We start from the raw sequence: 1,515 nt of genomic DNA on the forward strand, positions 1-1,515 counted from the left end.
CGGGCTGTGAGCGGGCAGGACCCCGAGCCGACCGGTCCGTCGTCCCCGGAGCCGGGCGGGGCGGTGGACTCCGCGCCCGACCGCGCGTCGGACACGCCGCCGGACGGGTCGCCGGCCTGGCGCCGGATGCACCCCGTGACACCGCTGCTGCGCGGCTGGAAGGTGTTCGCCGGGGTGCTCGTCGTCGTGGGCTACCAGGCGAGCGACAACCTGCGCTCGGCCGCCAAGGTGCTGGCCGGGCACGGCTGGCTGCTGGTGCTCGGCGGGCTGGCCGCGGTCGCCGTCATCGGCTTCGTGTACTCGGCGATCGCGTGGCGGATGACCCGGTTCGCCGTCACCGACCAGGCGGTGCACCTGCGCAGCGGCATCGTGTTCCGGCAGCAGCGGCAGGCGCGCCTGGACCGGTTGCAGGCGGTCGACGTGGTGCGCCCGCTGCTCGCCCAGCTCGTGGGGCTGTCCGAGCTGCGGCTCGAGGTCGCGGGCGGCGCCGGTTCGGCGGTCTCGTTGGCGTTCCTGCGCGAGCACGAGGCCGAGGAGCTGCGCGCCGAGCTGCTGGGCCTGGCGGCCGGTCTGCAGCGCCCGGCAACCGCCCCTGTCGCCGCCGGGGAGCCGTCCGCCGCGCTGGACGCGGACGCCGCCCCCGCCGAGGCGCCCCCCGCCGCACCCGGCGCCGCGGCCTACGAGACCGCCCCGGAGTACCAGGTCTACGAGGTGCCGCTCGGCCGGCTGCTCGCCTCGGTGGCGCTGTCCGGTGCGGTGGCCTGGTTCCTGCTGCTCGTCGTCGGGCTCACGGTGACGGGGTTCGCGACCGGCGACCCCGGGTCGGTCCTGCTGGCCCTGCCGATGGTGCTCGGCGCGGTGAGCGTCATGTGGTCCCGCGTCAACAGCGGTGCGTCGTTCCGCGCGGCCACGTCGCCGGACGGGATCCGGCTGCGGCACGGGCTCACCGAGGCCCGCGCCCAGACCGTCCCGCCGGGCCGGGTGCAGGCGGTGAGCATCCACCAGGGGCCGTTGTGGCGGCACTCCGACTGGTGGCGGGTGCAGATCAACGTGGCCGGGTACGCGCACGAGCAGTCCAGCGGGGAGCGCGAGACCGTGCTGCACCCGGTGGCCACCCGCCAGGAGGCGCGCACCGCGCTGTGGCTGGTGCTGCCCGACCTGGGTGTCGCCGACCCGGTGGCGACCCTCGACGCGGCGCTCACCGGGACGGGCACCGACGGCGGGTTCGTGGTCGCCCCGCGTCGGTCGGCCTGGGTGGACCCGGTGGGCTGGCGGCGGCACGGTGTGCTCGTCACCGACCGGGCGCTCATCCTGCGCTCGGGCCGGTTCTGGCGCCGGGTCGTCGTGGTGCCGCACGAGCGCACCCAGTCGCTGGGCCTCACCCAGGGCCCGGTGCAGCGGGCCCTGCGCGTCGCCACGTTCGTGCTGCACTCGACCCCCGGCCCGGTGCTGCCGCGTGTCGAGCACCTCGACCAGGCGGTCGCGGCGCAGCTGCTGCACGAGCAGGCCGGCCGG

The 1,515-nt window shown here is 76.9% G+C and carries 1 protein-coding gene; it reads left to right on the forward strand.

Annotation, left to right across the window (positions count from 1 at the left end; genetic code table 11):
- Nucleotides 1–126: 126 nt before the first annotated feature.
- A partial coding sequence (locus F2B26_RS16200) for a PH domain-containing protein (RefSeq protein WP_159811102.1) occupies nucleotides 127–1,515 on the forward strand: 1,389 nt, incomplete at its 3' end.

This window comes from Cellulomonas citrea (assembly GCF_009829685.1).
GTDB classification, from domain to species: Bacteria; Actinomycetota; Actinomycetes; order Actinomycetales; family Cellulomonadaceae; genus Cellulomonas; species Cellulomonas citrea.